Below are 25653 nucleotides of genomic sequence, written 5' to 3' on the forward strand. Positions count from 1 at the left end.
GTATTGCCAGTAAGGGGTGAACTTCCCTGTGATGTTAAGACAGTTTTTGCCGATTTCATCGTGACTGTTTTCGATGAATTCGTTGTTTTTGCCGATTTCATCGCTTCTTTTCTGATATTTCGTATAGATGTTGTTGAGGTCGATACTCATTCTATATTCCTGTGTCCAGTGGAAGCGATTCCTCATCCACTGTAAGGCGTGGGCAGTATGCCAAAGGTTGGTGCGGATGCGATTCCGCTCGTCGTTAACGTAGAGGTCCGCCACACCATGGTGATAGTCGGCAGTGCTACGCCAAGAGAGTTGACTTTTCTTGAAGACGAAGAGGCGGTAGATACTTGCCGAGAGGTCGAGCTTTGGGATGCGGACACGTTGGGTAAGCGTGTCGTTGATGTTTGACAAACCGTCGTTTTGTGCTGCGCTGAGGCTGATGCTCTCGTTGCCATAATGCTCAGCCTTGTTTACCTTGTTTTCCCATTGCAGATTGAAGGCATCGCTGATCATCGTCTTGTGGTTGTGCTCAGTGGTAACTGTGGGAGCTTCGCCGCCGAGGTCGTAGATGCTCTTGTTCTCTCGCTCTTGTCTGGTTACCGTACGAAGATAGTTGGCTTCTATGCGAGTCTCTGCATCGTCCTTGTTCTTCTTGATATGGTTGATGGAGTATTTTTGCGAGGTATTGAAGCGAAGGCGTTCTTCGTCGATAGGAGCGTCAAGCGATGGTACTGATATCCATGATGGAAGGGAGGCTGGAGCCAGACGATTGCTGTAAGATGCGAGTTGGTTAAGTGCATAGCCTAGATTTTTGCCTGTTCTGTCGTATTCTGCATCATACATCATCTGTTTCTTCTTGCCAATTTGCATGATATTGATGCTTCCGCCTACGTGGGATGGATGCCCTACGAGCATGTAAGGCTTGAGGGTGGGCATCAGTTTGTCGCGGGCACTATCTTTCAGGGCGATGTTCATCGCTACATTATCCGTAAAGGTCTTGTTCTGGAGCGCCTTGATAGGCTGGTCATGCTCGATGACTTCGGCCTTTTTCACATCTTTTGCCTTGATGTTCTCCTCTAGTTGGTTATATTTGCCACCGGTCAGGTCGAGACCTTCTACTGTGAATCGGTTGATGGGCTTGCCATTGTAGTTGATACGGCCATTCTTCTCTATATCCACGCCCGGCAGCTTTTTCAGTACATCTTTTAGGGAGTTATCTCGTTCGTTGGCAAAGCGGGTGAGGTCGAAAGATATGGTGTCTCGACCCGTGATGCGAGAGCCTTTTACTTGTACTTCCTTCAAGACAAAAGCTGTTGAAGCCATACTGATGATGGTTTCTTTTTCCGATGAAACCGATGTTTTTTGCTTTTTATAGCCCATATAGGAAGCTTGCAGCATATCGCCAGTTTGCTTTTGTGCTATCGGAATCAGGAAAGTTCCGTCTTCCTTGCTGCGTGTAAACTTCAAGGGCTTTCCATTGCGCAGCAGCGTAACCGATACGTTGGTCAGACGGTTGTGTGTAAGTGAATCTTCCACATAACCGCTAATCTTCTCTTGGGCAAACGCATGGAACGCCACGAACAGAATAGTGAAAAGAACTATTATTTTCTTCATCTTTTTTTTCTCTTTTCGATTTTACCTTAGACACTTATCTCGCTAATGTCTTTAAGACGCTTGTCTGGCAAAAAAGTAAACTGCTAATTATCTTTCAATCGGATTGTATGGCTCAGCACGCTTGGAATGCTTCAGGATATTTCCTTTTTCATCCTTGATCTTTACAATTGCAGCATACTTGGCATCTTGAAGCAGATAACCGATTGGATCGGCATAGTATTTTTTGTAAATGGAGGTCAATGATTTGCGGTCGATAGGCTCGAAAGTCTTACCTTTATAATAGATAGGTAGGGAGCCTTTGCCTGTTGTGAGTCCTACAGCTGTAAATCCATAATCGTTCTCGGAGTCGTGAGCTTTGAGAATCAATCCCGGCAGTCCGCTCAGCTTCCAGGGACCATTGTCAATAGGGATGTCTTCCGTGTACCATGTAATCCATGTTCTACCCTTAAACTTGGCAATAGCCTGGTGGCACTCGTAACCGCAGATGGAATCGATACTGTCTGTGAGTTGCCAGTCTATCGGTTCCATCGGTTCAATGCACAAATATCTGTCAGCAGCAAAGAAATCGAGATAGGCAGTCTTGCCCTGTTCTGGATAGTTCTTATATACTTTCCAATTAATCTGTCCGCCATTACCGGAGAAATTGACTGGTATTCCTTTTGCCATATTTGCGGAGATGGTAGAGTCTCTTTGGAATATCGGATAACTGTAGAATGCGGAATACTTGTTGCCAATCTGCAAGAGCATTTTCTCTTCGATGCGGCCAATGAGGGTGTCGGTCTTGGTATATTTCTTTTCGTAAATATACTCGGCATCATATACTACCTGATACTTTACCTGATCGATGGAATCTCCCATGCCAATGCTTGATTCATCGAACAGGTTTACTGTTTGAGCTTGGAGCATGCAAGCATATAATGCAAGCCATGCTATTAATAATACCTTTTTCATAATCTTCGTCTATTATTCATTATTTTATCTGTTTCTTTCGTTTTTGTGATGCAAAGATACTGAGATCATCCGATGAAATCAATGATTTCTGTTACTGAGTTATTACTTTTGCTTCTTTTCGTCTATTATTATTTTATTACTCTTGCCTTTGTTTACGGATTTTTCAGTAACTTTGCCGTCAAAATTCAAAAGATCAGGAAAGTATGAACAGTAACAGTAAGCTGAAAATAGTATGGATGGTATGTGGAGTAGCAATTGTATTGTTGTTCTGCACGCAGGCTTATTGGCTCCATCTTCAATGTCAATATAGCTTAGACCAGCAGGTAGAACAATTCAAGAAGGATTGTGATGAGGTGTTGGCGCAAGATTTGAAGAATAGAAAAAAGTTACAGGAAAATTCATCTACGAAAGGTAGAAGAGATACGGTTATGCTCAAGGTAGAATCTGAATATGATATGAAAAAGGGGTGTAGCCGTACAACGCTTTCTTTTTGGAACAATCACCGCTTTCTTGTCCGTTTGAATGATCCTGATCTTACGGGTGATGATGCTTATCTCATCATCAGCAGATATCTGGCTTATATAGGTAAGCATCCCTCGTTGGCTTCTTATCAAAGATTACTGGATGATAAGGGATATGGGAAGATATCCTTTTTTCGTCATCTTGATTACAAGACCGTCTTCCTGAATGCAAAATATGATGTCGAAGGCAGATGGTCACGTGTGGTGACGGTGAAGTATCAGACGAACCCAATGTTTCGCCAAGGTATTTCTTTTCAGGTGCTCATTCCTGTTACTCGAACGTTCAAAGCCATGATGTGGCAATTGATAGGAAGCATCTTTCTCTTTTTCATATTGATAGGATGTCTGTATTATCTGGTTAAGACCATAGTCTTCCAGAAACGCATTGACGGCATTCGCCATGAGTTCCTGAAGAATATGATTTATGAGTTGAAGCAACCGAAAGAAGGCGACAAAGGTGAAGAATCTGCTGTTTTTATCGGTTCCATTGCTTTCTACTATGCGCAGAATGAACTGCAATGTGGTAATTCCAGAGTAGTCATCACATCTCGTCAAGCTGAAATTCTGAAGCTTCTTGCCGAGAACCAGAACCAGCTTGTAGAGCGGGATTTCATACTGAATGAAGTTTGGGGTGATGACTCATACTCCAATTCCCTTGCCCTGAACGTGCAGATTACCTATCTTCGCCGGGCATTGAACCTGGATGAAAAGGTAAGTATCGAAGCTGTCATCAAGAAGGGATATATCCTGCGAACCTGTTGATCTTGTTATCAGCTCTCATCTTTTTAGAAAGGTGGAAGTTTTTTTATCTTAATTTATTTTGTCCTTCACCTATTTTGTTGTAACTTTGCAGGCAGAAATTCGAATTTAAATTATTTTATGTAATTATGGCAAAAAAAGCTCTTTTAATGATTCTCGACGGATGGGGAATCGGTAAGCATGATAAGGGTGATGTTATCTTCAAGACTCCAACTCCTTATCTCGATTATTTGACAGCAGTTTCAGCACATTCTACTCTCCAGACTTGTGGCGAGGACGTAGGTCTTCCTAACGGTCAGATGGGTAACTCAGAGGTAGGTCACCTCAACATCGGTGCTGGTCGTGTGGTATATCAGGACCTCGTTAAGATTAACAAGGCTTGCGAGAGCGGTGACATCTTGAAGAATCAGGAGATCATCAACGCTTACAGCTATGCTCAGAAGACAGGTAAGAAGCTCCACTTGATGGGTTTGACTTCTACCGGTGGTGTTCACTCTTCTTTGGATCACCTCTTCAAGTTGATTGAGATCGGTAAGGAATATGGTTTGAAGGAGACATACGTTCACTGCTTCATGGATGGTCGTGATACAGACCCTAAGAGTGGTAAGGGCTTCATCGAGGAGGTTCAGGCTTGCTGCGACAAGAACGGTGCACACATCGCAAGTATCGTAGGTCGTTTCTATGCTATGGACCGTGACAAGCGTTGGAACCGTGTAAAGGAAGCATACGACTTGCTCGTTGAGGGTAAGGGTAAGCAGGCTGACGATATGGTGAAGGCAATGCAGGAGAGCTATGATGAGGACGTAACTGACGAGTTCATCAAGCCAATCAATAACTCTAAGGTTGACGGTACTATCCAGGAGGGTGATGTTGTTATCTTCATCAACTACCGTAACGACCGTGCCAAGGAGTTGACACAGGTATTGACTCAGCAGGATATGCCAGAGGAAGGCATGCACACTATCAAGGACTTGCAGTACTACTGCATGACTCCATACGATGCTAGCTTCCAGGGTGTTCACATCCTCTTCCCTAAGGAGAACGTAATGAACACTCTCGGCGAGTACTTGAGCGCACAGGGCAAGAAGCAGCTCCATACTGCAGAGACAGAGAAGTATGCTCACGTAACATTCTTCTTCAATGGTGGTCGTGAGACTCCATACGAGAGCGAGGACCGTATCCTGGTTCCTTCTCCAAAGGTGGCTACATACGACCTGAAGCCAGAGATGAGCGCTTACGAGGTAAAGGATAAGTTGGTTGGTGCAATCAACACACAGGAGTACGACTTCATCGTTGTTAACTTCGCTAATGGTGATATGGTAGGTCATACAGGTATCTACAACGCTATTGCTAAGGCTGTTCATGCTGTTGACAACTGCGTAAAGGACGTTATCGAGGCTGCCAAGGCTAACGATTATGAGGCTATCATCATCGCTGACCACGGTAATGCAGACCACGCTATCAACGAGGACGGTACACCAAACACCGCTCACTCTTTGAACCCAGTTCCATTCATCTACGTAACTGACAATAACTCAGCTACCGTTAAGGATGGCCGTTTGGCAGACGTTGCTCCTTCTATCCTCCACATCATGGACTTGGAGCAGCCAGCTGATATGACAGGTGAGAACTTGATTATTGACTAATAATAATTTCGGAAGTCAAGGCTTTTTGGAGCCTTGACTTCTTTAACTTAAATCATTATGGACGTAAAGATAGAAGAAAGTTGGAGACAGCATATAGGAGAAGAATTCGACAAGCAGTATTTTGTTGACCTCACAAACTTTGTAAAAGAGGAATACCTGCGTACACCCTGTTATCCTCCGGGCCGTTTGATTTTCAATGCCTTCAATCTCTGTCCTTTTGATGATGTAAAGGTAGTGATTATCGGACAGGATCCATACCATGAGCCGGGGCAGGCAATGGGGTTGAGTTTCTCTGTGCCGGATGGAATCACTTTTCCACCATCATTGATTAATATATTCAAGGAGATTCAGATGGATCTCGGCACTCCGATGCCAGCCACGGGCGATTTGACCCGCTGGGCAAAGCAGGGAGTATTGTTGCTCAACGCCACGCTTACCGTTCGTGCCCATCAGGCTGCGAGCCATCAGCGCAAAGGCTGGGAGGAGTTTACCGATGCAGCCATCAAGGCACTCAGCAAGGATAAGGAACACCTGGTGTTTATCCTCTGGGGCGGTTATGCCCGAAGCAAGGCGAAACTCATTGACACGAGCAAGCACCTGATATTGGAAAGTGTGCATCCATCGCCACTGTCAGCCAATCGAGGCGGATGGTTTGGCAATCATCATTTCTCCCGCTGCAATGCGTATCTGCAGCAGAATGGTATTTCGCCTATCCAATGGTAGGTACACCTATTAATATATAGCTATCCACTCATGGGTAGCTATGATTATTTTTATTATACACTCAAAGAAATTTATTCATCTCAAAAACATTATGAAGAAAGACGAACTGCGTATTCTGCAGGTGGGCAACGTATTGGTTTCACCTGATATCATCACCGAAAAATTCTGTTGCGACCTTGATGCCTGCAAGGGGGAGTGCTGCATCGAAGGCGATGCGGGAGCTCCTGTAACCCTGGATGAAATCATGGAGATAGAGGATGCGCTCGATGTGGTTTGGGATGATCTCTCGGCTTCTGCTCAGGCTATCATCGACAAGCAGGGCGTGGCTTATACGGATATTGAAGGCGATTTGGTAACGAGTATCGTGAATGGTAAGGATTGTGTGTTTACCTGCTATCAGGACTTGAAAGACTTGGGCGATGGACATACCATTCCGAATTGCTGTCTTTGTGCCTTGGAGCGTGCTTATCGCGAAGGCAAGTCGAAGTTCAAGAAGCCTATCTCCTGTGCCTTGTATCCGATCCGTGCCAAGGATTTCGGCAATGAAGTGTATGGCATCAACTATAATAAATGGCGCATCTGCAAGGATGCCATCAAGAAGGGTGAAGAGTTGAATCTTCCGGTTTATAAGTTCCTGGAAGGTCCGCTGATTGAGAAGTTCGGTAAGGAATGGTATGATGAGCTTTGTGAAGTGGCAGAGCAGTTACTTGCCGACTTGGAAGATTAATAAAAAAAAGAGATTTCGAAAAGCTTGGTAGCTTATTCCGAAATCTCTAATCCTTCAATATCCACGATATCACTTTCCTTGAATCTTCCTTTCCAGGTAAGAGTGTATATCTTTTGCTTGCTGAATTTAAATCGGCAGAATGCCTGCTCATCCAGTTCTCCGTTGCAGATGTACAGGAAATCATTGATCTTTAATCTGGTTCCTTTGCCGGCTCCTCGCAGCGTAAGGCGGATGGTGCCATAGAAAGGTCTGCCAAAGTCGATGTTGTAACCGGTGGAGTCTCTGTATGTACAGGCTGGTTTCAATATCTTGTAGAGCTTGTTCTCGTCCTTGATAACCTTCTTGTCGCCGAAGGCTTTATAATTCATAACATAGGCAGAATCCTGTCTGTATTCGTCTGTGATGACGCAACCGGTAGGGTGAATCCATCCGTAAGGGTGATATTCCTCAGATTTCCAAGCCTGCGTATTGGTGCGGGCATGGAAGCGTTCGCCTTCTCCATTGCTGCATTCCTTGAGTTGTCGGCAGAGCCATTTGCCGTCTGCTTTCTGATAGAACGGAATGCTGTCCTGCTGCCATCCGTAGAATTCCAGCGAGAGTTGCTTGCCGTAGCTAGGCTTGCCTTGTGGGGCGTACCATACTGCAATCACATTTTCGCCATTTTTGAGGAAGCAGGTTACGTCGATGGTTCGGTTCAGAAGAATGCTGTCCTTGATACCATCGAATTTCAGGCTTCCCGTTACGTTTCTCTCATTGATATAGAGTTTGTAGTTGCCAGTGCTTGCTATATTCATAAAGGCCTGGGTGGGGCACTCGTCCATGATATAACTTTGGCGGAACCATACCTCAGAAGAATCGTTGGGCAGGGGATAGGATATCCAGTGGGTACCGAACTCCTGTGCATGGGAGCTCAGTACCCAAAGTATAGAAATGATGAGAGTTGTTATGTATCTCATTGATTTACTTTTGTCCTTTTCTTTAATGTTTTGTCTTTTACTCTAATAGATAACTATAGTCTTTTACTCTATAGATATAGATAAGATGGATGTGGATCTTTTATCTGATGGTCTTTGTTTCTCCTGCCTTGAAGGTAAGGATTTTCTGTTTGCCATTATAGAGGATAGTCAGATTACCCTCGTTCTTGCTGGTGATGGTTGCCTGAGTCAATTTGCCTTTGTTCCATGCGAGCGATACGCCATAGTTACCACGGGCCTTTAGACCTCTTATTTCTCCTGCCTGCCATTCCTGTGGAAGAGCAGGGAGCAAATTCATCATTTCACCATCGCATTGCATCAGCATCTCGCAAACACCTGCAGTTCCTCCGAAGTTGCCGTCTATCTGAAATGGTGGATGGGCATCGAAGAGGTTGGGATAGGTACCGCCACTGTGATGCTTGCTATCCTTGTAAACCTCAGGACTAACGTAGGTGAGCAATTTGCGGTATATCTGGTAAGCCTTGTCGGCACGATGCAGACGAGCCCAGAGGTTGATTCTCCAGCCTGTGCTCCAACCAGTAGAATTGTCGCCCTTGATTTCCAAAGTCTTGGTTGCAGCTGCAGCAAGCTCGGGTGTCTTTGCTACCGAAATCTGGTGGAAAGGATAGAGACCGAGCAGGTGAGACTGATGGCGGTGATGCCAATCCTGGTCATCCCAATCGTGATACCACTCCATCAGGTTGCCTCGCTTTCCAATGTGGTAAGGACGCAGGCGATCGAGAGCAGCTTGCAACTGCTGCTGGTAATCGCTGTCGATACCCAGGGCCTTCGCTCCCTTGATAGTGTTCTTGAAGAGCTCACGGATGATGGCAAGGTCGGCGGTTCCACCATAGAAACTGCTGCCACGGTAGCCCTTATCGGTGATATAGTCTGCCTCTGGCGATGTGCAAGGGGCTGTAATCAGTTCGTTTGGATTGTGTGGATTCGGAATAAGCCACTCCAGCAGGAAATCGGCAGCGCCCTTCATCAAAGGATAGGCTGTATTGCGGAGATATTCCGTATCACGGGTATAGTCGTAGTGATCCCAGAGGGTTTCTACAAGCCAGGCTCCCCCCATCGACCAATTGCTCCATTGTGGGCTCTCGTTTCCGGTTCCCACAGGGTTGCTCATCGCCCACGCATCGGTATTATGTCCGGCACACCATCCCTTATCGATGCCGTAGAAGTGCTGGGCATTGTGGCGGCCTGTTACCGACAAGCCTTCTACCAATCCATCTACAGGAGCAACCAGCTCGGAAAGATTGGCAACTTCTGCCGGCCAGTAATTTTCTTCCAGATTGATGTTGATGGTATAGTTGCCACGCCATGGAGAGCGGAGGGCTGGTGCCCAGAGTCCCTGCAGATTGGCTGGTACTCCCTTGGTGCGGCTACTGCTGATGAGCAGGTATCTGCCATATTGGAAGTAGAGCTGTTCCAGATAAGGGTTGCTCTCGTGGTTGTCGCTATAGGCGAGCAACTGCTGGTCGGTAGGGCGGGAAGCATCAAACTTGGCACCTTTCAGGTTCAGGCTTACTCTATCAAAGAGTTTCCTGTAATCAGCGATATGACGCTGCTTGAATTCATCATAGGTGAAGTTGACAAGATGCCAGGCATCATCAGATACTCTTTCGATATATGGAGCCCCTTTTTTCACCGGGTGTTTGTCGAAGCCATTGTAGCTTGTCTCGTTGACAAGATAGATGATAGCCTCGCTTACATCTTTTAGATGGAGTACTGAATCGTCAGCCCATACCTGTCCGTCGGTGTTCTTTACCTGAAGCATCGCACAGTAATGCGTGCTGTTGGCTTCATCTCCCAGAACATGACCTGTTATGGTGATTTGTCCTCTGGATGCTTTCACCTGATGAGGAATGAGGGAGGTCAGGGATATGTCGCTGTTGATGGCTCTCTTTTGAGAGGCACTCAACTTGATGGCGATCATCTTGTCAGGATGTGAAGCAAAATACTCCTTGGTGTACTGGATGCCATTGCGCTTGAATTGTACTGTAGCAAGGGATTTGTCGAGATTTAACTCACGATAGTAATCAGTAAATTCTCCCTGGTTGCAGTCTATGATATTGATCATGCCCAGCGGCTGGTAGAACTCCGAGTTGTGTCCTTGTACATAGTGCTGCAGGGAATCGGCAGTCTTGTAATCTTCCTTAAACAGGGCTTCTCTGATTTTGGAAATCCACTTGTAGGCTTCGCCACCTTCGTCAGGGTTTACAGGAACGCCCGTCCATAGGGTGATGTCATTGAGCTGGATGGAATCATTGTTGGCTCCGCCGTAAACCAGCGCACCCAGTTTGCCATTGCCCAGTGGCAGTGACTCTTCGAAGGCGTATGCAGGCTTGTTGTACCACAACTTGTTGGGTAGGGGAGTTTTACTAACTGTTGCCGCCTGGCAGTTCAAGAACGTTGAGGCAGCTAGCGCAAACGTAAAAAGCAGATGCTTCATAAATTTAGTTTTGTTAGTTGTAAAAACATGATGTCGGGGTTGTTGCTTTTTGAAGGCGGCAACCTAAAAAAGGGGGAAGACTCCTGCAGAGTCTGCCCCCAATATATGGTGCTCGCTTTATGCGTCGATATTGGCGTATGTTGCGTTCTGCTCGATGAACTCTCGGCGTGGCTCCACATCGTCGCCCATCAGCATAGAGAAAATCTCGTCAGCCTGAGCTGCATTCTCGATGGTAACCTGCTTGAGCAAGCGTGTTGCTGGGTCCATAGTGGTTTCCCAAAGCTGCTCTGGGTTCATCTCACCCAAACCTTTGTATCGCTGGGTGTGGATATTCTTATCTTCTGTGCCCTCGCCATACTTGTCGATGAAAGCCTGGCGCTGCTGTTCTGTATAGCAATATTCGCTTACCTTGCTGCGGTAAGTACACTTGTAGAGAGGTGGGGTAGCGATGTACAAGTGGCCTTCCTCGATAACTTTAGGCATGAAGCGATAGAACAATGTCATGATCAGTGTGTCGATGTGGGAACCATCGACGTCGGCATCGGTCATGATGATAATCTTGTCGTAACGCAGCTTGTCTGTGTTGGCTTCCTTGCTGTCCTCACCATCTACACCGAAGCGAACTCCGATACTCTGGATGATGTTCATGACAGACTCTGCTTCGAAGACTTTATGCCACTGAACCTTTTCTACGTTCAGAATCTTACCACGCAATGGGAGGATAGCCTGGCGGAAACGGTCGCGGCCCTGCTTGGCAGAACCACCAGCGGAATCACCCTCGACGAGGAAAATCTCGCATTCCTTAGGATCCTTCATAGAGCAATCGGCAAGCTTACCAGGAAGACCGCCACCAGTCATGAAGTTCTTGCGCTGTACGCTCTCGCGTGCCTTGCGGGCAGCGATACGTGCTGTAGCAGCCAGGACAACTTTTTCGCAGATGCGCTTAGCCTCGTCTGGATGTTCCTCCAGATAATCAGACAAAGCTTCGTTTACAGCCTGCTGAACGGCGCCCTGTACCTCGCTGTTTCCGAGCTTGGTCTTGGTCTGGCCCTCAAACTGAGGTTCTGCTACCTTGATAGAGATAACGGCGGTAAGACCCTCGCGGAAGTCTTCTGGTGCAATCTCTACCTTTGCCTTCTCAATCTGCTTGGAGATGGTTGGGTCGGCTTCTGCGTAAGCCTTCAGGGTACGGGTCAGCGCCATACGGAAACCTGTCAGGTGGGTACCGCCCTCAATGGTGTTGATATTGTTCACGTATGAGTGGATATTCTCTGAATAGTCTGTGTTGTACATAACGGCAATCTCGATAGGAATACCCTGCTTCTCTGTCTTCAGGTAGATGACGTCATCGAAGAGGTGGGTGCGATGGCGATCCACGTAGCGAACGAATTCCTTCAAACCATCCTTCGCATGGAAAACCTGCTCCTTGGTCTTTCCTTCCTCGTCTGGGCGCAGATCTCTCAGAGTAATCTTGATACCCGCGTTGAGGAATGCCAACTCGCGCATACGGTTGGCGATGATGTCCCACTTATAGCCAGTGTGAGTAAAGATTGTAGGGTCTGGCCAGAACTGCTGGCGTGTACCGCGCTTGTTGGTCTCGCCTACCACCTTTACCGAATAGAGAGGCTTGCCTTTCTCGTATTCCTGCTGGTAGATCTTGCCACCACGGAAGACCTGTGACAACATGTGGGTAGAAAGTGCGTTTACACAACTTACACCCACACCGTGCAAACCTCCAGAAACCTTGTATGAACCCTTGTCGAACTTACCACCGGCGTGGAGCACGGTCATTACGACTTCGAGGGCTGACTTATGAAGCTTCTCGTGCATATCCACAGGGATACCACGGCCATTGTCTTCTACGGTGATAGAGTTGTCCTCATTGATGGTAACCTCGATGTCGGTACAGTAACCAGCCATCGCCTCGTCGATAGAGTTATCAACGGTCTCGTTTACCAGGTGGTGAAGACCCTTTTCGGAAATGTCTCCAATGTACATTGCCGGACGTTTGCGAACAGCTTCCAAGCCTTCAAGAACCTGGATGTTGCTCGCTGAGTAATTATTTGCGGTGTTTTGATTTTCTGCCATTTTTAGAATTGTCTTATTTCCGTGCAAAGATACAAAAAAAAGCTGAGAAACAGCTAGTTTTCTTTGTGAAAATTAGCGAAAAAGGAGAAAAAAGTAAGGTGGTGATGTGTCGAAGGTCGAAGGGGGATAAAAAAGAGTAAGGCTGCAACCCCTTTATGAAGGATAGCAGCCTTATTTATCTCTTTTGCTTTAACTTGGAAGTTAGGCCAACTTAGCGATGTGCTGTGTAAGACCAGACTTCAAGTTTGCAGCCTTGTTCTCGTGAATAACGTTGATCTTAGCCAACTTGTCCAAAAGCTTCTGTACTGTAGGATAGAGCTTTGCAGCCTCCTCCTTGTCAGTCATGTTGCGCAACTTGCGAACGGCATTGCGCATAGTCTTTGCATAGTACTTGTTATGCAAAGCCTTCTTCTTGTCCTGACGGATTCTCTTTACTGATGATTTGTGATTTGCCATCTCTATGTTTTATTTTTATATTCTTTATTAATGTTTGTAGTCCCTAGCAGAGTCGAACTGCTCTTTAGAGAATGAAAATCTCTCGTCCTAACCGATAGACGAAGGGACCATTGCTTATTTGCGGGTGCAAAGTTACTACTTTTATTTGAATCTTGCAAATTTTTCCGCGAAAATTTTCGCTAAATGCTTGTTTTTTTGTAATTTTGCCCTGTTTTTTAATAATTATAGACAAAATGGAAGTAAAAACTAGAGCTATCGTACTGCAAACCATTAAGTATGGGGATGCACAACTTATCGTGGATTTCTTCACCGAAAAGTTGGGCAGAGTCTCTTTTATGGTCAAAATTCCCAAGTCTTCTAAGGCGAAGATGAAGCGTCAGCTGTTTCAGCCCCTGATGATTCTCAACCTGGAGTTCGATCATCGTCCGAAAGCTAACTTGCAGCGATTGAAGGATGTATCCATCGCTCTTCCCTTTGTGGATCTTCCCTTTTCGCCTTACAAGTTGGCGATGTCTATGTTTCTGGCAGAGCTTTTGGGGCAAGCCACCAGGAACGAGCAGGTGAATGTTCCATTGTTTTCCTTCATAGAGGAGAGTGTGGCGTGGCTCGACCAGGCACAGGGGAATTATGCCAATTTCCATATTGTCTTTATGGTTCGGCTAACCTTCTTTCTTGGATTTTCGCCTAACCTTGAGAGTGGTGCGTATGGCGATTTCTTCGACTTGGAGGAAGGCCGTTTTGTATCCTTCGTGCCTACACACGTACATTATTTAAATAAAGAGGATTCTTTACGTATGTTGGGGCTGCTTCGCCTGAGCTATGAAACAATGCACCTCTACACAATGTCCCGATTGGATCGAAACCGCTGTGTAGAGGTGATATTGCAATATTATAGGATTCATGTTCCGGGATTCCCGGAGCTGAAAAGCTTTTCTGTTCTACAGGAGTTGTTCGCTTAAGGAACGGTTCCCTAGGCGAAGCTAATGACTCCCTGTACTGTGTCGTTATCGTCTTTCTTCTTAGCCTCCTCCGTTTCTGCATTGCCAGAAGCCAGATTGCGGATGTCTTCGAGAGTCTGACGGGTGCGCTTGAAGGTTGGTGTGTTCTCTACCTGAAGGATTACATCCTCATTGTCGAGATCCTCAGGACGGAACAGGAAGATGTGTGGATGACGCTTATACTGGGTAGAGTTGCCGTCTGAGCCATAGTAGCGCTCGCGTCTGTTCTGACGCTCTGCTCTTGTCTCTTCCTCTTCTGCGATACGGCGAGCTTCCTCTTCTGTATGCTTCTTCATGTGGCGGTTCATTCCCTCTACGTCTTCGAGTCCGAAACCTGTTGCCAATACGGTAACCTTGACACGGCTGCCCAACTCTGGATCAATGGCGAGTCCCCACTTCAACTCGAAGTCATCTCCAAACTTCTCCATGAAGTCGTTTACATCGTTCATCTCATCCATGGTCAAACCAGGATTGTCCTTCTTCTCACTGGCAAAAGCAATGCTCAGCAAGATTTTCTTGGAGTTGAATACATCGTTGTCGTTGAGCAAAGGTGAGTTCAATGCATCCTCAATCGCCTTCTTGACACGACCTTCGCCCTCACCGTAACCTGTACTCATGATGGCAACGCCACCATCCTTCAATACAGTCTTCACGTCGTTGAAGTCGAGGTTGATGAGTCCGTGAACGGTGATGATTTCTGCAATACTCTTTGCTGCAACGCTTAAGGTGTCGTCTGCCTTTCCGAAGGCATCGAGTACAGCGAGGTCTGGATAAATCTGGCGGAGACGCTCGTTGTTGATAACCAGCAGCGCATCTACGTGCTTAGACATTTCTTCTACACCATCCAGTGCCTGGTCAATCTTCTTAGGACCTTCGAAGCGGAAAGGAATGGTTACGATACCAACGGTAAGGATTCCGAGTTCCTTGCTTACTCTTGCGATGACAGGCGCAGCACCGGTTCCTGTACCACCACCCATTCCGGCAGTGATGAAAGCCATCTTGGTGCCGTCGTTCAGCATGTGCTTGATCTCTTCAAGGGTTTCCTCGGCAGCCTGGCGAGCCTTGGCAGGCTTGTTGCCGGCTCCCAGACCTTCCTTGCCCAACTGCAGATGTACAGGTACTGGAGAATCGTTGAGTGCCTGATTATCAGTGTTACACAATACGAAGCTTACGTCGTGGATGCCTTCACGGTACATGTGGTTGACAGCGTTGCCACCGCCACCACCTACACCAATCACCTTGATGATGCTGTTTTCCTTTTCTGGCTCTCCAAAGTCCAGAATATGTGGAGTATTTGTGTTATCTAGCATAATAGTCTATTCTAAAATATGATTATATTATTCTTCTTCAGAGATGGTATCCTTCACAAATTTCTTGAATCCTCTCATAAACTTGTGAACGAGGCTGTTCTCTTTTCTGCGTTTTGCTTCTTCCTCGGCTTCCTTTTCTGCCAGGAGTCTTGCCTCTTCCTCTTCCTGTTCTCTCTTGCGGCGAGCCTCTTCTTCTGCCTTCTGCTTTTCTGCTGCAGTCAATACCACGCCGGTGCCTACAGTCTCGTTCGGGTTGCGAGGAGTCTTGTGGGTCTCTGCACCTGTTCCTGTTGTAGGACGGTTGTCGAGGTTGTCGAAGAGGTCGTTGTTGAATTCGCTGCCTGCGCAGTTCATGTCGCCCTTAGCCAGGAGTCCCAATACGGTATTCATCATACCAGTATGATTGGTGATTTTAGGATCCTTTGAGTTGACTGTCTGGGTAACAAACTTCGCGATGCGTACCTTGTCGATATGGGTATGAGTCTTGAATACCTTATCGATTTCAGGCATATTGCTTCCACCGCCGGTGAGGATGATACCACCCATCAGCTTATCAGAGAATTCTACAGGTACCTGGAACCATGCATTTTCTACGATTTCCTCTACACGAGCCTCTACAATCTCGATAAACTTCTTGCTCTCTATGGTTCTGTCCTTGTCAACAGAGTAGTTGAGTGTTGGGTCGATATTGCTGATATCGGTGTAGGCCTTTGCATATTTCAGCTTCATCTTTTCTGCATCAGCATCCTCGAGCTGGAGGCAGGTCAAGTCCTTGGTGATGTTGTTTCCACCCAATGGGATGACAGAGAGATGGCGCAGGATACCCTTGTAGTAAACGGATACGGTAGTGGTGTCGGCACCCAGGTCAACGAGCATACATCCGGCTCTCTTCTCTGAGTCGGTCAATACGCTGTCTGCCATAGCCAATGGTGCGAGATACATCTCCGCAATCGAGATATTTGCATTCTCGAAGCAGGTGTTGATATTGTTATAGAAGTTCTTGCGCCAAAGGATATTCAGGAAGATACCTTCCAGATGGCTGCACTGTATGCCTACAGGGTCAATCTGGTACTGGTTGTCTATCTTGTATTCCTGTGTTGCAGCGTCAAGAATTTCTTGGTCTGGATAAGTCATGTTGCGGTTGATGTCCATCAGCTCATTAATCATATCCTGCGAGATGATAGATGCGCCTGGCAGATCTTTCACGATGACGTTCTTGAGGCTTCTGATAGATCTGCCTCCTACACCCACGTAAACCTGGGTAATATCTTGTTTGAGGATGTTCTTCAACTTCTTGATGATGCTAGTGAGGCACTGGCATGTTTTGTCGATGTTGTAGATAACACCCTTTCTGATACAAGAAGACGAGTTTTCCTCAACGGTAGCCAGCACGGTGATGCTGCCGTCTAAATTCTTCTGACCAGCTATACCTGTCATCTTAGATGAGCCAAGCTCGATAGCTACAATAAATTCCTTTGGCATAGTCTTTATATATTATCTTTTTCTGTTTCAATTATAAAAATTAGCTGTTATGATGCTTTGTGCAAATTATCTGGTTGTCAAACTCGATGTTGATGTATGAGTATTTGTTCCAGCCAGCTTGAGAGAGACCATATTTGTAGAACTTTTCCAGACGGTCCATCTTCTTGTTGATGAAGTCTTCTACATCTTGTTCTCTTTTGCTGATGATATTGCTTTCCGGCAGGTTACCTATATATATAATGTGGTTTCCTACTCGTGGCACCAGTTCAATGCCCCTGTCGGGCAGTACGTTGATCTGCTCTATCTGATTTCTCCAAAGATTGTTCTTCATCAGGGTCTTGCTTACCAGCGATATGTATTTCTGGGCAAACCATTTGTTGATGTTGCCTGTGGCGATGATGATGTCGCTTGTATAGTTGGTGTTGGGCATTACCTGATAATGATCATCTATATAGTAGTCCTCGTTGTTGATGCTCTTGATTCTCACAATTGGCATACGCTGGGTGAGGTAGATATCCACCAGTCCGTCTTGCGTCTTGTAGCATTCTGCGGTCTTCACGAAGGGACTGGTCTTTAAGGTTTCCTCTATCTTCCTGGCGTTCACGCCGTTCAGTGGTTTCTCCAGGGGATAGAGCTTTTTTATCTCCAGTCTCTTCTTGATTTCCTTTGCATTCAGAAAGCCGTTGGTCATCTCATCCTCAATGTTGATGTTCACCTTGGTGCATAGCATTCCCTTTTCATCAGGCTTGTTAAACTTGGTGAAAGCGAATCCCAGATAGGTTGCCAGTGCAACATCCAGGGTGATGAGTAGGGTTTTCTGCCAATTGATATGCATTGATTACTTTGTTCTTGTTTGCACAAGCCCCTGTCTCCGGGGGCTTATTTTGATTCTAGAATCTTTGTGATTTCTGGAACATAGTTGTCCAGATCTCCAGCTCCCAGAACGACGAGTACGTCGAAGTCACGGCTCTTCACCAGGTCGAGTACTTCTTCCTTGTGAATCATGCTCTTCTCTACGCCTGGTTTCAGGTTGTCGTAGATGAGCTTGGAGGTAACTCCTGGGATAGGCTGCTCGCGAGCAGGATAGATATCGCAGAGGATGACTTCATCGAGGAGACTCAGGCTGTTGGCAAAGTCCTTGTAGAAGTCACGGGTGCGGGTGTAGAGGTGAGGCTGGAAGATGGCTGTAATCTTGCGATCTTTGTAAAGCTCACGAATACTCTTTGCACTCTGGTAAATCTCTTTTGGATGATGAGCGTAGTCGGAAAGGAATACGAGCTTGTCGTTCTTGATCTTGAAGTCGAAGCGGCGGTCCACGCCTCCGTATGTCTTCATTCCGTTGCGAAGCTCATCGGCGGTACAACCGTTCAGCTGCGCCATTGCCATTGCTGCCACACCATTTGTGATGTTGATTGGGACTGGCTGTCCGAGCTCTACACCTGTAACGTTTTCGATAGGAGAGATGAAGTCGAATGTGATTCCGCCATTCTCTATCTTGATGTTCTCAGCGTGGAAGTCGCCTTCGTCCTGGCTGTATTCGTATATCTTGACGCCGTCCTGTACGTGCTGCTTCATCTCCAGGTCTTTGTGGATGATGAGCGCACCGCCCGGCTGAATCAATTCTGTATAGTGACGGAAGCTTTCGAGATAAGCCTCCTTGGTACCATAGATGTCGAGGTGATCAGGATCTGTAGATGTGATGACGCTCATCCATGGGCGCAACCAGTGGAAACTGCGGTCAAACTCATCTGCCTCGATGACTACGAAGTCGCTCTTGTCTGAGAGAATGTAGTTGGTGCCATAGTTCTTGGAGATTCCTCCGAGGAAGGCATTGCAGTCGAGATGGCTCTGGTGCATAATGTGGGCACACATGGTAGAAGTAGAAGTCTTGCCGTGTGTACCTGCCACGCACAGTCCCTTGTGGGTGCGGGTCAGGGTACCCAGAACCTGTGCACGCTTCTCGATGGTGAATCCATTCTCGCGGAAGTAAACCAGCTCCTTGTGCTCAGCAGGGATGGCTGGTGTATAGACAACCAGCGTGTTCTTGGCATCCTTGCAAGCCTCAGGGATGAGATCTACATTCTCTTCGTAGTGGATGAGCATTCCTTCTTTCTCCAACTCGTGAGTGAGATTGGAAGGAGTCTTGTCGTATCCGGCTACAACCAACTTCTTGCTGAGGAAGTATCTGGCGATGGCGCTCATACCGATGCCGCCAGCACCTACAAAATAAACTGCTTTAATATCCTTGATTTCCATTATCTTGTTGCTAATTTGATTACTTCGTCGGCGATGACGTCGGCTGAGTTCTTTAATCCTAATTTCTTGATGTTCTCACAGAGTGAGTTGAGTTTATCCTCGTTCTTGACTGTGTTGATGGCTTTCTGGAGCAATTCGTTTGGCGCATCAGCATCTTTCACGTAGATGGCTGCATCCTTGTTTACCAGTGCCATGGCATTCTTGGTCTGATGGTCTTCTGCCACGTTAGGGCTTGGGACGAGGATGACTGGCTTACCGATGAGGCAGAACTCACTGATACTGCTGGCTCCGGCACGGCTGATCACGAGGTCGGCAGCCTTGTAAGCTGCGCCCATGTCGCTGATGAAGTCGGTAACCTTGAGCATTGGCAGTTCCTTGCCCTTGAGTTGCTCCATGATGGCTGCGTTGTAGTACTTACCTGTCTGCCAGATAAACTGCACGCCGCTTTCCTTCACGAGGTCGAGGTGCTGAAGCACGCTCTCGTTGATGGTTCTTGCACCGAGGCTTCCGCCCACGAGCAGGATGGTTTTCTTGTCAGGGTCGAGACCGAACTGCTTTCGTGCCTCTTCCTTGGTGAGGGTAGTCTCCAATACGTTCTGGCGTACTGGATTTCCCGTCATGATGATTTTGTCGGCAGGGAAGAAACGTTCCATTCCTTCGTAAGCCACGCATATCTTTTCTGCCTTCTTTGCCAAGAGCTTGTTGGTCACACCTGCGTATGAGTTCTGTTCCTGGATGAGGCATGGAATACCTTTGCTAGCGCAAACGTTGAGTGTAGGACCGCTGGCGTATCCGCCCACACCTACAGCAGCCATCGGCTTGAAATTCTTGATGATGCTCTTGGCCATGTGCTGGCTCTTCCAAATCTTGAAGAGAACAGCGATGTTCTTGAGCAGATGCTTTCTGTCGAAACCGCAGATAGGCAATCCTTTGATTTCATAACCTGCTGCAGGAACACGCTGCATTTCCATTCTGCCGAGTGCTCCAACAAACAATATTTTGGCATCAGGGCGCTTTGCCTTGATGGCGTTTGCGATGGATACGGCAGGGAATATATGACCGCCTGTACCGCCTCCACTTATGATAATTCTCAGTTCATTATTCATAATCCATTCTTGTTTACGACCCGAGGGTCAACAATTTTCACGCAAAGGTAAGCAAAAAAATCCATTTAATGGCATTTTTTACCTTATTTATGATACTCTTTTGTTATGCAGCAGCAAATTTGTCAAAATTTGCTTCGTTTTGAGGCAAATCTTTCTTTTTTGCGGTTCTACTGATGCTTAAGATGATGCCCAGGTAGAGACAGTTGATGATGGTTGAGGTTCCACCTCGGCTGATGAGCGGAAGTGGCTGACCAGTAACCGGTGCCAAGCCTACAGCTACAGCCATGTTGAACAGTGCCTGGATAACCAGCATGATGGCAAGTCCCATGCACAGGAATGCTGGGAATGTGTTCTCACACCGGTTGGCGATTCGCCCGGCTCTGAAGAGCAGAATGATGTAGAGGAATGCCACAAAGAAGGCACCCCACAGTCCCATTTCCTCGATGATGATGGCGTAGATGAAGTCGGAGAATGCCTGAGATAGGAAATCTCGTTCTACGGAGTTTCCCGGTCCCTTTCCCACGATGTTCGATGAAGCGATGGCGATGTTGGCATGTGCCACCTGTGCATCCTTATCCAGGTCCACGTCTTCCGGAGCCACAGGCTTGGAATTGATAAACTTGTCGATACGTGCTTTCCAGGTATCTGCTCGGTGGAACATCTTCTCTGCCATACCTGGTGCTTCTTCCTTCTCGTTGATGTTCTCTGTGAGCGTATTTTCCGGCTTGTTTCCTCCGTTTTCCTTGTCTTCACCCACGATCATGACGCCGGCGAAGACAACGCAGATAAATATCAAGACGCTGCCCACGAGTTTGCCTATCTGACTCATAGGTACTCTTCCGATGATCATCATGCATAAGATGGTGATGCACAGAAGCATGGCGGTGGATAAGTTCTCAAGTCCGATGAGGATGATAAACGGGCAGCAGGCCGTCAAGACATACTTGAAGGCTCTCCGTTCTGCACCATTCTGCGTTTGCATTGCACTGAGAATCTGTGCCACTACCAGCACCACCGCTCCCTTGGCTATTTCCGAAGGCTGAAACTGGATGCCCACCAGGTTAATCCAGCGGGATGCACCATTGGTGGATTGTCCCGCTATCAAAACCCAGATGAGTAAGCCCAGAGATGGAAATATCACAAAAGGAGTGACGATCTTGAAGTACTTACACTTAACCTTGAGCATACATATCATGGTGCCTAAGCCTAGAAAAAGGAGACCTATATGGCGTATTACAGGCGCCATATAGTTACCACTCTTGTACGACAAGGAGCTAGAGGCGGAATACACCTCTATGATGCTTATCATACAGAGAAAGAAGAAGACCATCCAGATGACCTTGTCTCCCTTGAATATGTTGCCTATGGTCTTATTGTTCATTTCTTAACTGTCCTATCTCTAAAATTATTATCACTTAAGTTCTTGCCAAATGAAAAGTTATTCACCGATGGCTCTTGCCAGGGCCTTGAACTGCTCGCCACGGTCCTCCATGTTCTTGAAGAGGTCGAAGCTGGCGCAGCATGGGCTCAGCAATACGGTGTCGCCTGGCTTGGCCAGCTCCTGGCAGGCAGCCACGCAGTCTTTCATACTGTGGGTGTCGCGAACAGGAATGCCCAGGGCGTCGAAGTTGTCGTGCAGCTTCTGGTTGTCGGCTCCGAGATATACGATACCTGCACACTTCTCCTTTACCAGGTCCTTGATCTGGTTGTAATCGTTGCCCTTGTCCTTACCACCGATGATGAGGATGGTAGGGGTTGTCATGCTCTCCAGAGCGTACCAGCAAGCATCCACATTGGTAGCCTTTGAGTCGTTTACATAGTAAACTCCCTTGAACTTGCCCACCTTCTCCAGTCGGTGCTCTACGCCTGGGAAGTCGCTGAGGCCCTTGTGCAGGGTCTCGTGGTCGATGCCTACGATGTTGCAGGCGAGTCCTGCTGCCAGGCTGTTGTAGATGTTGTGCTTGCCGCGCAGGCTCATGTCTGCCTGTGGCATCTCGAAGGCTGATGGGAAGTTGAGCTTGTACTTGCCGTCCTCGATGTAGCCCACGCATCCTTCCTCGTTGAATTCTGAGAATGGGCAGAGGTGTGACTTGAGGTCATACTTCTCCAGTTCCTTCTTCACGATAGGATCATCGTTCCAGAAGATGAAGCTGTCTTCTTCTGTCTGGTTCTGTGTGATGCGCATCTTGGCATCGGTATAGTTCTGCATCTTGAACTCGTAGCGGTCCAGATGGTCTGGAGTGATGTTGAGCAGGATTGCCACGTTGGCACGGAATTCGTACATGTTGTCAAGCTGGAAACTGCTCAGCTCGATGACGTAGTACTTATGAGGTGTCTCTGCCACCTGCAGCGCCAGGCTCTTGCCGATATTGCCAGCCAGTCCTACATCGTAGCCAGCCGACTTGATGATGTGATAGATCAGCGAAGTAGTTGTGGTCTTGCCATTGCTACCTGTGATGCAGATCATCTTGGCGTCTGTATATCTGCCTGCAAATTCTATTTCGCTGATGATAGGAGTACCCTTTGCCATCAGTTTCTGAATCATAGGGGCTTCCTTAGGAATGCCCGGGCTCTTGATGACTTCATCAGCGTCTAAGATTTTCTCTTCAGTATGATGTCCCTCTTCCCACTCAATGCCGTGGACGTCCATCAACTTCTTGTAGTTGTCCTTGATCTTAGACATATCAGAGACAAATACCTCGAATCCCTCTTTTTTCGCCAGCACGGCAGCACCTGCGCCACTTTCGCCAGCTCCTAAAATTACAATTTTGCTCATTGTTGTATCTTTATCTTGTCAGGCTGATAAGAGCCTATGTGTTATCTTATCTTCAATGTGATGATGGTGAGTGCTGCCAGGATGATGGTCACGATCCAGAAACGGATGGTAATCTTTGATTCGTGGTAGCAGTTGCGAGGCTTCTTCCACAGATACTTGCAGTCTGGATCCAGCTGGCTGTCCTGTGTACGGAAGTTGTCGTGGATAGGCGTGCGCTTGAAGATGCGCTGCTTGATGCCTCTGCGCTTACCCAGCTTGTAGTAATATACCTGCATCATCACGCTGAGGCTCTCTACGAAGAAGATTCCGCAGAGGATAGGCAGCATCAGCTCCTTGTGGATGATGATGGCGCCCACGGCGATGATACCGCCGATGGTGAGCGAACCGGTATCGCCCATAAACACCTGCGCAGGGTAGGCATTGTACCAGAGAAAGCCGATGAGGGCTCCGATAAAGGCACAGAAGAATACCACCAGCTCCTCGGAGCCAGGAATATACATGATGTTGAGGTAGGCGGCAAACTCGATGTGCGACGACACATACGCAAGAATGCCTAATGCCACACCTATGATGGCGGAGTTTCCGGCACACATTCCATCCATTCCATCGTTGAGGTTGGCACCGTTGGAAACGGCGGTAACCACGAAGATGGTCATGATTACAAAGAGAATCCAGCCTGCAGCTACCTTGTGCTCACCACAGAAGCTGGTGATGCTGGAGTAGTCGAGATTATGCCCCTTGATGAATGGTATGGTGGTTTTCAACGACTTTCGTGCCTCTGCACGATGCTTTACCACCGTCTCCTGTCCCTGGCGTTCGATGGCGAGGTTCTCGTTCATCTTCACGTCTGGAGAAGCCCAGAGCACCAGACCTACGATGAGGCCGATACCAACCTGTCCTACGATTTTATATTTACCCTTCAGTCCCTCTTTGTCGCGCTTGAAAATCTTGATGAAGTCATCCATACCACCGAGGAAACCAAGCCATACGGTAGTGATGATCATCAGGATCAGATAGATGTTGCGCAATCTGCCGAGCAGCAATACAGGCACGAGGATGGCCAGGATGATGATGACGCCACCCATGGATGGTACACCGATCTTCTTTACGCCGAATGGGTCGATGCTGGCATCGCGCTGGGTCTCGGTAATCTGCTTGCTCTTGAGGTACTTGATGAACTTCTCGCCAAACCATGCAGAGATGACGAGTGATAAAATCAGTGCGAGCAGGGCACGGAATGAAATGTAACCCCACATGTGGGAACCTGTGATGCCCCACTGCTCCAGAAATCTAAAAAGATAGTATAACATTTTTCTTCTTCTCTTTTTCTATTAGATGATAATACTACTTGTTGATACCGAAGATTTCGCGAAGCACTTCCTTGTCGTCGAAGTGATGCTTCACGCCCTTGATCTCCTGGTAGTCTTCATGTCCCTTTCCGGCAACGAGGATTACATCGCCCTTCTTGGCCAGCATGCAGGCTGTGCGGATTGCTTCCTTGCGGTCAACGATGCTGATCACCTTCTTCATCTGCTGGGCGTTGAGACCAGCCAGCATGTCGTTGATGATGTCCTGTGGCTCTTCGAAGCGAGGATTGTCGCTGGTGATGATAACCTTATCGCTCTGCTTGACTGCCTCTTGTGCCATCAACGGGCGCTTGCCCTTGTCACGGTTTCCACCGGCACCGCAGACGGTAATCACTTCGCCGCCCTTGCCGTCGAGAACCTCGTGGATGGCATTCAGTACGTTCTCCAATGCATCTGGTGTATGAGCATAGTCAACGATGGCTGTATAGCCTTCAGGCGACTGGATAGGCTCCAATCGTCCGCTTACGCTGTGAAGGGTACTCATCACAACGAGTACATCCTCCGGCTTCTTGCCGAGCATGACGGCTGCACCATATACGGCAAGCAGATTGCTTACATTGAATTTTCCGATAAACTGTACGCCTACCTCTCTGCCATCAATCTCCAGATACATGCCGCCGAAGTGACACTCCAGAATCCTTGCCTTGAAGTCTGCCATAGAGCGGGTAGAGTAGGTCTTCACGGTAGCCTTGGTGTTCTGTACCATGATCATGCCGTTCTTGTCGTCGGCATTGGTGATGGCAAAGGCTGTCTTAGGCAGACCGTCGAAGAATGCCTTCTTGGCGTTGCGGTAGTTCTCGAATGTCTTGTGATAGTCGAGATGGTCGCGGGTGAGATTGGTGAACAGTCCGCCAGCGAACTCCAAACCGCCGATACGCTTCTGTGCGATGGCATGAGAAGAGCACTCCATGAAGGCGTATTCGCATCCTGCCTCTACCATCTTGCCCAGCAGCATGTTCAGCTCGATAGGGTCTGGGGTAGTGTGGTCGGCAGGAATCGCCTCGCCCTCAATGTAATTGCAGACGGTGGAGAGCAGACCGCACTTATGTCCGAACTTGCGGAACATATTATATAATAAGGTGGCGATGGTGGTCTTGCCATTGGTGCCAGTCACGCCAACCAACTTCAGCTTCTTGGATGGGTCGCCATAGAAGAGTGTAGCTACTTTACCTACAGCATCTTCGGTAGATGCTACCTGAATGTAAGTTACGCCTTCGATTTTCTCCTCAGGCATATCCTCGCACAAAACCGACTTTGCGCCCAGGGTCAATGCCTTTGAAATAAACTGGTGGCCGTCAACCTGAGTGCCCTTGATAGCAACGAACAAGTGACCTTCCTTAATCTTTCGGGAGTCAATGTTTACGCCCGAAACCTCTACATCAGCATCACCGACAATCTGAATCGGCTCGATGTTTTTGAGTAATTCTTGTAACTTCATATTTAATATCTTTAT

The 25653-nt window shown here is 47.4% G+C and carries 19 protein-coding genes and 1 pseudogene; 5 read left to right on the plus strand and 15 right to left on the minus strand.

The features are described 5' to 3' along the window. Positions 1–1602, minus strand: a pseudogene (locus DXD25_RS06700) (carboxypeptidase-like regulatory domain-containing protein); the annotation flags it as partial. Positions 1603–1689: 87 nt separating this feature from the next. Next, complete coding sequence (locus DXD25_RS06705) at positions 1690–2553, minus strand: GLPGLI family protein (protein ID WP_117662427.1); 864 nt, start codon at positions 2551–2553, stop codon at positions 1690–1692. 203 nt (positions 2554–2756) lie between these two features. Between DXD25_RS06705 and DXD25_RS17525 the strand changes: the two genes are divergently transcribed. The 4 genes from DXD25_RS17525 (at position 2757) to DXD25_RS06725 (ending at position 6929) form a co-directional block, all read left to right on the plus strand. Further along, positions 2757–3836, plus strand: a complete 1080-nt coding sequence (locus tag DXD25_RS17525) for a transcriptional regulator (protein WP_370453407.1) — start codon at positions 2757–2759, stop codon at positions 3834–3836. A gap of 125 nt (positions 3837–3961) precedes the next feature. Beyond that, on the plus strand, positions 3962–5479 hold the full coding sequence (gpmI, locus tag DXD25_RS06715; RefSeq protein WP_117662429.1) for a 2,3-bisphosphoglycerate-independent phosphoglycerate mutase: 1518 nt from the start codon (positions 3962–3964) through the stop codon (positions 5477–5479). 57 nt (positions 5480–5536) lie between these two features. Continuing rightward, the gene (locus DXD25_RS06720) at positions 5537–6202 is read left to right on the plus strand and encodes a uracil-DNA glycosylase (RefSeq protein ID WP_089544096.1); all 666 of its coding nucleotides are present in this window, start codon (positions 5537–5539) and stop codon (positions 6200–6202) included. A 91-nt stretch (positions 6203–6293) separates the two neighbouring features. Continuing rightward, positions 6294–6929 carry a DUF3109 family protein gene (locus tag DXD25_RS06725; protein ID WP_117662431.1) on the plus strand — a complete coding sequence of 212 codons (636 nt, stop codon included), beginning with the start codon at positions 6294–6296 and terminating at the stop codon, positions 6927–6929. Between the two features lie 32 nt (positions 6930–6961). Here DXD25_RS06725 and DXD25_RS06730 read toward each other — a convergent pair whose 3' ends face one another. From DXD25_RS06730 to rpsT, 4 genes are all read right to left on the minus strand, one after another. Next, entirely contained in the window at positions 6962–7885 is a 924-nt protein-coding gene (locus DXD25_RS06730) for a hypothetical protein (RefSeq protein ID WP_117662433.1), read from the minus strand. A gap of 100 nt (positions 7886–7985) precedes the next feature. Further along, entirely contained in the window at positions 7986–10361 is a 2376-nt protein-coding gene (locus DXD25_RS06735) for a glycoside hydrolase N-terminal domain-containing protein (RefSeq protein WP_117662435.1), read from the minus strand. A gap of 117 nt (positions 10362–10478) precedes the next feature. Next, the gene (gyrB, locus tag DXD25_RS06740; RefSeq protein ID WP_117662437.1) at positions 10479–12449 is read right to left on the minus strand and encodes a DNA topoisomerase (ATP-hydrolyzing) subunit B; all 1971 of its coding nucleotides are present in this window, start codon (positions 12447–12449) and stop codon (positions 10479–10481) included. A 201-nt stretch (positions 12450–12650) separates the two neighbouring features. Then, positions 12651–12905, minus strand: coding sequence for a 30S ribosomal protein S20 (rpsT, locus tag DXD25_RS06745; RefSeq protein WP_089544091.1), 255 nt, complete (start codon positions 12903–12905; stop codon positions 12651–12653). Positions 12906–13138: 233 nt separating this feature from the next. Here rpsT and recO point away from each other — a divergent pair, with 233 nt between their 5' ends. Then, positions 13139–13864: a DNA repair protein RecO gene (gene recO, locus DXD25_RS06750; protein WP_117662508.1), complete on the plus strand. Its 726-nt coding sequence runs from the start codon at positions 13139–13141 to the stop codon at positions 13862–13864. 11 nt (positions 13865–13875) lie between these two features. Here recO and ftsZ read toward each other — a convergent pair whose 3' ends face one another. From ftsZ to DXD25_RS06795, 9 genes are all read right to left on the minus strand, one after another. Continuing rightward, positions 13876–15213 carry a cell division protein FtsZ gene (gene ftsZ, locus DXD25_RS06755; protein WP_089544089.1) on the minus strand — a complete coding sequence of 446 codons (1338 nt, stop codon included), beginning with the start codon at positions 15211–15213 and terminating at the stop codon, positions 13876–13878. A gap of 27 nt (positions 15214–15240) precedes the next feature. Next, the gene (gene ftsA, locus DXD25_RS06760; RefSeq protein ID WP_117662438.1) at positions 15241–16695 is read right to left on the minus strand and encodes a cell division protein FtsA; all 1455 of its coding nucleotides are present in this window, start codon (positions 16693–16695) and stop codon (positions 15241–15243) included. Positions 16696–16735: 40 nt separating this feature from the next. Continuing rightward, positions 16736–17530 (minus strand): cell division protein FtsQ, encoded by a 795-nt coding sequence (locus DXD25_RS06765; RefSeq protein ID WP_117662440.1) that lies wholly within the window; start codon positions 17528–17530, stop codon positions 16736–16738. Between the two features lie 44 nt (positions 17531–17574). Further along, complete coding sequence (murC, locus tag DXD25_RS06770; RefSeq protein ID WP_117662442.1) at positions 17575–18951, minus strand: UDP-N-acetylmuramate--L-alanine ligase; 1377 nt, start codon at positions 18949–18951, stop codon at positions 17575–17577. Beyond that, complete coding sequence (gene murG / locus DXD25_RS06775) at positions 18951–20057, minus strand: undecaprenyldiphospho-muramoylpentapeptide beta-N-acetylglucosaminyltransferase (protein ID WP_117662444.1); 1107 nt, start codon at positions 20055–20057, stop codon at positions 18951–18953. Before murG ends, murC begins: the two co-directional genes overlap by 1 nt. 103 nt (positions 20058–20160) lie before the next feature. Continuing rightward, on the minus strand, positions 20161–21438 hold the full coding sequence (locus DXD25_RS06780; protein WP_089544084.1) for an FtsW/RodA/SpoVE family cell cycle protein: 1278 nt from the start codon (positions 21436–21438) through the stop codon (positions 20161–20163). Between the two features lie 57 nt (positions 21439–21495). Continuing rightward, positions 21496–22833 carry a UDP-N-acetylmuramoyl-L-alanine--D-glutamate ligase gene (murD, locus tag DXD25_RS06785; RefSeq protein WP_117662446.1) on the minus strand — a complete coding sequence of 446 codons (1338 nt, stop codon included), beginning with the start codon at positions 22831–22833 and terminating at the stop codon, positions 21496–21498. A 41-nt stretch (positions 22834–22874) separates the two neighbouring features. Continuing rightward, positions 22875–24143 carry a phospho-N-acetylmuramoyl-pentapeptide-transferase gene (mraY, locus tag DXD25_RS06790; RefSeq protein WP_089544082.1) on the minus strand — a complete coding sequence of 423 codons (1269 nt, stop codon included), beginning with the start codon at positions 24141–24143 and terminating at the stop codon, positions 22875–22877. 34 nt (positions 24144–24177) lie between these two features. After that, a complete protein-coding gene (locus DXD25_RS06795) occupies positions 24178–25638 on the minus strand; it encodes a UDP-N-acetylmuramoyl-L-alanyl-D-glutamate--2,6-diaminopimelate ligase (protein ID WP_117662448.1) in 1461 nt (486 codons plus the stop codon). Positions 25639–25653 lie beyond the last annotated feature (15 nt).

Origin of the sequence: Prevotella sp. TF12-30 (assembly GCF_003436715.1) — a bacterium.
Taxonomy (GTDB): Bacteria; Bacteroidota; Bacteroidia; order Bacteroidales; family Bacteroidaceae; genus Prevotella; species Prevotella copri_A.

Bases quoted from the DNA above. Each gene is read 5' to 3' on its own strand.
- DXD25_RS06705 (WP_117662427.1), bottom strand. From the start codon at position 2,553: ATGAAAAAGGTATTATTAATAGCATGGCTTGCATTATATGCTTGCATG.
- DXD25_RS17525 (WP_370453407.1), top strand. From the start codon at position 2,757: ATGAACAGTAACAGTAAGCTGAAAATAGTATGGATGGTATGTGGAGTA.
- gpmI (WP_117662429.1), top strand. From the start codon at position 3,962: ATGGCAAAAAAAGCTCTTTTAATGATTCTCGACGGATGGGGAATCGGT.
- DXD25_RS06720 (WP_089544096.1), top strand. From the start codon at position 5,537: ATGGACGTAAAGATAGAAGAAAGTTGGAGACAGCATATAGGAGAAGAA.
- DXD25_RS06725 (WP_117662431.1), top strand. From the start codon at position 6,294: ATGAAGAAAGACGAACTGCGTATTCTGCAGGTGGGCAACGTATTGGTT.
- DXD25_RS06730 (WP_117662433.1), bottom strand. From the start codon at position 7,885: ATGAGATACATAACAACTCTCATCATTTCTATACTTTGGGTACTGAGC.
- DXD25_RS06735 (WP_117662435.1), bottom strand. From the start codon at position 10,361: ATGAAGCATCTGCTTTTTACGTTTGCGCTAGCTGCCTCAACGTTCTTG.
- gyrB (WP_117662437.1), bottom strand. From the start codon at position 12,449: ATGGCAGAAAATCAAAACACCGCAAATAATTACTCAGCGAGCAACATC.
- rpsT (WP_089544091.1), bottom strand. From the start codon at position 12,905: ATGGCAAATCACAAATCATCAGTAAAGAGAATCCGTCAGGACAAGAAG.
- recO (WP_117662508.1), top strand. From the start codon at position 13,139: ATGGAAGTAAAAACTAGAGCTATCGTACTGCAAACCATTAAGTATGGG.
- ftsZ (WP_089544089.1), bottom strand. From the start codon at position 15,213: ATGCTAGATAACACAAATACTCCACATATTCTGGACTTTGGAGAGCCA.
- ftsA (WP_117662438.1), bottom strand. From the start codon at position 16,695: ATGCCAAAGGAATTTATTGTAGCTATCGAGCTTGGCTCATCTAAGATG.
- DXD25_RS06765 (WP_117662440.1), bottom strand. From the start codon at position 17,530: ATGCATATCAATTGGCAGAAAACCCTACTCATCACCCTGGATGTTGCA.
- murC (WP_117662442.1), bottom strand. From the start codon at position 18,951: ATGGAAATCAAGGATATTAAAGCAGTTTATTTTGTAGGTGCTGGCGGC.
- murG (WP_117662444.1), bottom strand. From the start codon at position 20,057: ATGAATAATGAACTGAGAATTATCATAAGTGGAGGCGGTACAGGCGGT.
- DXD25_RS06780 (WP_089544084.1), bottom strand. From the start codon at position 21,438: ATGAACAATAAGACCATAGGCAACATATTCAAGGGAGACAAGGTCATC.
- murD (WP_117662446.1), bottom strand. From the start codon at position 22,833: ATGAGCAAAATTGTAATTTTAGGAGCTGGCGAAAGTGGCGCAGGTGCT.
- mraY (WP_089544082.1), bottom strand. From the start codon at position 24,143: ATGTTATACTATCTTTTTAGATTTCTGGAGCAGTGGGGCATCACAGGT.
- DXD25_RS06795 (WP_117662448.1), bottom strand. From the start codon at position 25,638: ATGAAGTTACAAGAATTACTCAAAAACATCGAGCCGATTCAGATTGTC.